General features: G+C 73.9%; 6 protein-coding genes. 1 reads left to right on the forward strand and 5 read right to left on the reverse strand.

From position 1 onward, the window contains the following. Positions 1-179: 179 nt before the first annotated feature. The 5 genes from AB0J40_RS41195 to AB0J40_RS41215 all read right to left on the reverse strand — a co-directional run bounded on the left by AB0J40_RS41195 (position 180) and on the right by AB0J40_RS41215 (position 5169). A complete protein-coding gene (locus AB0J40_RS41195; protein WP_364464947.1) occupies positions 180-1001 on the reverse strand; it encodes a nucleotide disphospho-sugar-binding domain-containing protein in 822 nt (273 codons plus the stop codon). 97 nt (positions 1002-1098) lie between these two features. After that, complete coding sequence (locus AB0J40_RS41200; protein WP_364464949.1) at positions 1099-3654, reverse strand: FtsX-like permease family protein; 2556 nt, start codon at positions 3652-3654, stop codon at positions 1099-1101. Continuing rightward, complete coding sequence (locus AB0J40_RS41205) at positions 3651-4409, reverse strand: ABC transporter ATP-binding protein (protein ID WP_364464951.1); 759 nt, start codon at positions 4407-4409, stop codon at positions 3651-3653. The genes AB0J40_RS41200 and AB0J40_RS41205 overlap by 4 nt, the downstream gene beginning before the upstream one ends. Before the next feature lie 5 nt (positions 4410-4414). Beyond that, positions 4415-4645, reverse strand: coding sequence for a hypothetical protein (locus AB0J40_RS41210; protein WP_364464953.1), 231 nt, complete (start codon positions 4643-4645; stop codon positions 4415-4417). A gap of 92 nt (positions 4646-4737) precedes the next feature. Continuing rightward, a complete protein-coding gene (locus tag AB0J40_RS41215; protein WP_364464955.1) occupies positions 4738-5169 on the reverse strand; it encodes a hypothetical protein in 432 nt (143 codons plus the stop codon). Between the two features lie 78 nt (positions 5170-5247). Between AB0J40_RS41215 and AB0J40_RS41220 the strand changes: the two genes are divergently transcribed. After that, complete coding sequence (locus AB0J40_RS41220; RefSeq protein WP_364464957.1) at positions 5248-5973, forward strand: TetR/AcrR family transcriptional regulator; 726 nt, start codon at positions 5248-5250, stop codon at positions 5971-5973. The last annotated feature ends 28 nt before the right edge of the window (positions 5974-6001 follow it).

Consider the following 6001-nt stretch of genomic DNA (forward strand, 5'->3'; position numbering starts at 1 on the left):
TTACCCCCGTTCCGGCGCGCAGCCGGGAAATGGCAGGAAAAACGGTACTCACGTAATCGACCACCTAACCGCGAAAGGGGTGGAAGGTGCCACGCCGAAAACGCTACCGACGGACTTTCGGCCAACCCACCCCTAACGGCCCCACAATCACCGGACCACCAGCGGCCGCGGCAGGCTCGCTACGCGCGGGTCAGCTCCGCCACCACGTCGCGGGGTGCCGGCAGCGCCGCGATCTCCTCCCGCAGCGCCTCCGCCGCCCCTCGCAACGAAGCCAGCTCGGCAACGGCCGAAGCCGGTCCCACCCGCCCGGCCCCCACCGCCGCGATGCGCGCGCCGATCGGCGTCTCCGTCAGGGACAGCTGCGGCAGGCCGAAACTCGCTGCCGCGAGGGCGAGCGAAGCGTCACCGTCGTGGACGACCGCCGCGCACGTCGGCAGGACCGCCGCCGGTGGGGCCGCGTCGACCAGGCGCACGTTCGGCGGCATCGTCACCCCCGCCGGGATGCCCGCCGGGTCCGTCGCCCACACGACCTCCGCGTCCAGCCCCGCGACCGCCTCGAACACCGGCCCGGCCGGTGTCGCGTCCGTCAGCGACAGCAGTACCCGGCTCCGCCTTGCCTTGCGCCGCAACCACCCCGGCACCTCGACCGGCCCGAAGTACGGCACGTGCCGGATCGGGCGGGCATCGGCCACGGGATCCCGCAGCGACGGCGGCACCGTGTCGAAGCCCGGGCCGGGCTCGTCCAGCGGGCCCCGCAGCCGGACCGCGTCGGTCCCCGCCGGGACCGTCGCGTCGGACACCACCACCGCGGGCCGCCACAGTTCGGCGAACTCCGCCAGGCCGAGGTCGGCCGCCACGCAGCCGGTCGTGAGGATCTCGCCGACGAACGACGGCTCGCCGGCGATCTTCACGTCGTGGCCCGCGGTCCGCAGCGCCCACGCCAGCGGGACCAGGTTGTGCAGCCGCGCGGGGGACGACGGGGCGGCCAGGAGTACGCGCATGGGATCCACTCCAGAAAAGGAAACCGGGCCGGCCCGGTGCGGATAGTCGAATTCGACACTATCCACACCGGTCCGGCCCGCGAACCCCTACAAATCGCTACTGCCCCGGCAATGTCACCGCTTCGATCGGGCTGCGCCGCATCGCCAGCCGCGCGGAGAGCACGGTGACCGGCCAGACGATCAGGAACACCGCGGCGACGACCGCGAGGAACACCCACACCGGGCCCACCGGCACGATCGTGCCGGACGAGATCGCCATGGGAATGATGGTGAACAACGAAATCGCCGTGCCGAGCACCAGGCCGAGCACGGCGAGGATGCCGCCCTCGATCAGCAGCATCGACCGGACCTGTCCCCGCCGCGCGCCCGCGAGCCGCTGCACGCCGAACTCACGGCGCCGCGAAAGCACCGCCACGGCGAGCGTGTTCACCGCCGCGATCGCCGCGTAGGCGATGGCGAGCACGGCCAGTAGGTAGTGGATCATCGCCTCCATGTCGGCGATGGCCGCGAAGCTCTCCTTCACCGCGTCGGAGCCGCCGACGACGGCACCCGGCCAGTTCGCCGTCGCCGTCGTGACCGCCGAGACGACGGCGTCCGCGTCCTGGCCGTCCGCCGCCCGCACCAGCAGCCGGTTCGCCACGCCCGGTGTCGTGTGCGGGGCGAGCAGCGCGGCCGGCAGCACGATGCTGGGGTAGCCCGACGGGCTGTCCAGCAACGCGACGATCTTCACCTTCGCCTGCGCGCCGTCGCCGAGCCGCAGGGTGATCCCGTCGCCGAGCTTCAGGTCGAGGTCGTCCGCGACGCCTTCGGGCAGCGCGACCGTGTCGCCGGTGAGGTCCCCGAGCGAACCGGACGTCACCGGCGTCGCCAGTACCCCGTTCGCGTCCCGGACGTCGAGGCCGAGCAGCCGGCCCGGGTCGCTGCCGTTGCCGTCGTAGGGCTCTTCGATCCAGCCCTGGCTGGTCACCAGCGGCGACACCGACCCGACGCCCGGCGCCTGCCGGACGGCCTCGGCCAGCGCGGGCGAGACCGCACCGGTCCCGCTGGTCACCACGGCGTCGGCCCGCAGCTGGCCGGCGTAGGCGTCGACGATGGCCCGCTGCTGCGTGGTTTCGGCGTACACGTTGCCGAGCGCGACCGCGGTGGCGAGCGTGATCGGCGTCAGCACCGCGGCGAACGCCACCGCCCGGGTCCGCGAGTTGATCACCGCGAGGACCGCGTCGCGCCCGCCGACCCGCCGGATCAGCGGGCCGAACCGGGTGGCGACGAACGCCAGCAGCTCCGGGCCGATCAGCGCGACGGCGATCGAGCCGGTGAGCACGGCGGCACCGCACACGGCCGAGGTGATGTCCACCGGCGTGAACAGGCTCGCGACGGCCAGCACCACGGTGGCGCCCGCCAGCACCTTCGCGCCGAAGCGGCGCACGTCGCCGACCTTCGCGGGCGGGATGGCCGCCTCGGCCAGCGCCTGCAGCGGCCGGGCCCGCGCCGCCGGCAGCGCGGCGAACCACGCGGCGGCGAACGAGATCGCGAGCGACAGCACCAGGCCGCCGCCGAAGGCGATGATCCCCTGCTGGAACTCCAGCTGGGGCGGCAGCATCCCGTGTCCCGTGGTGAAGCCGAAGATCTCCGTGCCGACGAAGCGACCGCCGGCCAGCCCGGCGAGCGCACCGAGCGCCGCCACGACCATCGTCTCGGCGAGCACCATGCGGTGCACCTGGCGCGGGACCGCGCCGGTGGCCCGCAGCAGCGCGAGCTCCTGCTGCCGCTGCCGCACGGTGAGGCTGATCGTCGCCGACACCACCAGCGCCATCACCACCAGGACCATTCCGCCGAACACGCCGGCGAGCAGGATCAGCGGCAGCTGGGCGCCGTCGATGCCGGGGAACTCCGCGGCTCCGCGGTCCGCGCCGGTCAGCACGGTGAGGCCGGGCACCTGCTCGGCGATCCGGGCGGCGAGCTCGCCGGCGTCGACCCCGTCGGCGGGGAAGACGCCGGCCAGGTCGACCGTGCCGGGGTGCACCGAGAACTGCTGGGCGTCGGCGGGTGAGAAGAACAGCGCGGGCACGGCCGTGTCCGCGTGCACGATCCCGGTGACCACGAAGTCCCGGGGCGCCGCGCCGTTCACGGCGATCGGCACCTGGCCGCCGGCCCGCACCCCGGCCGCCGCGGCCGAAGCTTCGTCCAGGACGACCTGGCCGGTCGCCCGCGGCTGCGCGCCGTCCACCAGGGAATAGGGAGCCAGCGCGGCGGAGTCCCAGCCGTGCCCGGCCGACGGGGCCGCCGCGCCCTGCGGCCCGGCCCCGGTGACCACCACGGCGGCGAAGGTGGTGTCCGGCACGACCTGCCGCACGCCGGGCACGGCGGCGATCTTGGCGATCCGGTCGGCCGGGATGCCGGCCCGCTCGCTGTAGGGGACGACCTCCGACTCCTCGTCGGGCAGCTTGAACCCGGCCGAACCGCCGACGACGACCGGCGCGGCCGCCAGCCGCTGCGGCTGGGCGTCGAGGCTCAACGCGGTTTCGAACAGCCCGCCGCAGGCGATCAGCAACGAGCAGCCGACGAGGACCGCGACGAACGTCGCCAGCGAGGCGGCCGCGCGGAACCGCAGGCTGGCCAGCGCCAGCCGCAGGACCACCCGCCGCGGGTTCACCGTCGCCCCCTCGCCTGCTTGGCCCGGGCGCCGAGGCGCGCCAGCTCGGCGGCGACCATCTCGACGGCCGGAGCCGCCATCTTGGTCACGATCTGCCCGTCCACCAGGAAGAGCACCTCGTCGGCGAACGACGCGGCGACCGGGTCGTGGGTGACCATGACGATCGTCTGGCCGGCGTCGGCGAGCTCGCGCAGCAGCCCGAGCACCTCGACCGCGGTGGACGTGTCCAGCGCACCCGTCGGCTCGTCGGCGAACGTCACCGCCGAGCGGCCGGCGAGCGCGCGGGCGATCGCCACGCGCTGCTGCTGGCCGCCGGACAGCTCGCCGGGACGGTGCCGGACCCGGTGCGTCAGGCCGACCCGCTCGACGACCTGGGCGATCCACGCCCGATCCGGCTCCTTGCCCGCCAGCAGCATCGGGAGCGTGATGTTCTCCTCGACGTTGAGCGCGGGCATGAGGTTGAACGACTGGAACACGAACGCCACGTGCTCGCGGCGCAGTTCGGTCAGCTGGGTTTCGGTGCGGCCCCGCAGGTCGACGTCGACGAGCGTGACGCTGCCCGAGTCGGGCCGGTCGAGCCCGGCCGCGCAGTGCAGCAGGGTGCTCTTGCCGGACCCCGACGGGCCCATCACCGCGGTGAAGCTGCCGGCGGGGAACTCGACGCTGACCCCGGCGAGCGCCACCACGCCGCTCTCGCCGCGCCCGTACGTCTTCTTCACCGAGTCCAGCCGGACGGGCGACCCGGTGGTCGTCATGGTCGTCATCCCCTGGTGACCCGTCCGTTCGAGCGGGAGCGGGTCGCGTAGTACCACGGCACCACGATGAGCGCGCCGCCGATCAGCGGCCAGATCCAAAACGGCGAGTGCAGGCTGAGCGTCGCGAAGCACATGATCAGCCAGACCAGCAGGTTGATGCCGACGGCCGCCAGCCACACGATCGCGATCACTTTGAGGGCGGTGTTCCGCCCCGCGGTTTCTGTCGTCCCGGCCATGTCGGCCCCCGATCTCAAAACTGTGTATGGATTGCACAGATTAACGCACGAGCGCGTCCAGAGGAACCGGCCCCTGCCGGATCAGGGGTGGATCATTCGCCGAGGCGCATCCGGCGGTCCCTCTCGCGCATGGACCACAGGCCGAGCACGAGCAGGCCGCCGCCGAGCGCCGGCCACAGCACCCAGGGCTCGTCCCACTGGCCGCTGACCATCCCGAGGGTGAGGTAGACGGCGAGGTCGGCGAGGGTGACCAGGCACCAGACCGCCAGCCCGACCCGCGGGGCGGCCTCCAGGACCGGCGGGACCGCGGATCCGGACCGCCCGGCGACGGCGCTGTCCAGCTCCGCCTGCGTCGTGGCCTGCCGCACGCGGGCGAGCCGGACCTCGGCGTCGGGGCACCGGCCCTCGGCACGCTCGTGCTCGATCCGCGTGGCGGCGAGCTTGCGATCGAGTTCGGTGACCCGCGTACGCTCCGGCCACAGGAGCCGGCCGACGGCCTCGACCACCGGCCTGTTCTCGATCACGTCCGCTCGCCCTCCGCCCAGATCAGTGTAAGACTCTCACAGTTTACCGCCGAAAGCACTCGCCAGGGAAGACGCACCATGCTGGACAGGGACACGACGCCGGAACTGCCGCCCGGAACGGCACTGGCGTGGGGAGCGACGCCGCCGCCGCGCCGCGGCCCCAAGCCGGCGCACACGGTGGCGCAGATCGTCGCGGCGGCGGTGGAGCTCGCCGACGCCGACGGCCTCGCCAACGCCTCGCTCCCCAACATCGCCCACGAGGTGGGCGTCACGACGAACGCGCTTTACCGGTACGTCAGCTCCAAGGAGGAGCTGACGGTGCTGCTGGCCGACGCCGGCTGGGGACCGCCGCCCGCCGGGCTGGCGTCGTCGGGCGACTGGCGGTCCGACGTCCGCCGCTGGACCCGGGCGGTGGTCGAGCGGCTGCTGAGCCGGACGTGGCTGCTGGACCTCCCGATGCGCGGCGACCCGGTGACCCCGCACCGGCTGGCGTGGACGGAACTGCTGCTGCGCGCGTGCGCGCTCGCCGGTGTCGGCGAAGAGCACCTGCCGGGGTGCGTGACGATGGTGTCCGGGTTCGCCCACGCGACCGCCGTCCGGCTGGCCACCCCGGCCACCCCGGCCGAGACGGCCGCGGTGCGGGACCACCTCGCACCCCACCTGGACCGGGCCGGCTCGGTCCGGCTGGCCGCCCTGGTCGCGGGCGGCCGGTACCCGGCGACGGCCGAGGACCACGACGCCTTCTTCGCCGCCGGCCTCGAACCGGTGCTGGCCGGGGTGGCGGGCGTCGCCGGTCGTGAGTGAGAAACAGTGTTCCAACCCTGTTTCTCAC

The sequence above is a fragment of the Amycolatopsis sp. NPDC049691 genome, assembly GCF_040675005.1.
GTDB lineage: Bacteria > Actinomycetota > Actinomycetes > Mycobacteriales > Pseudonocardiaceae > Amycolatopsis.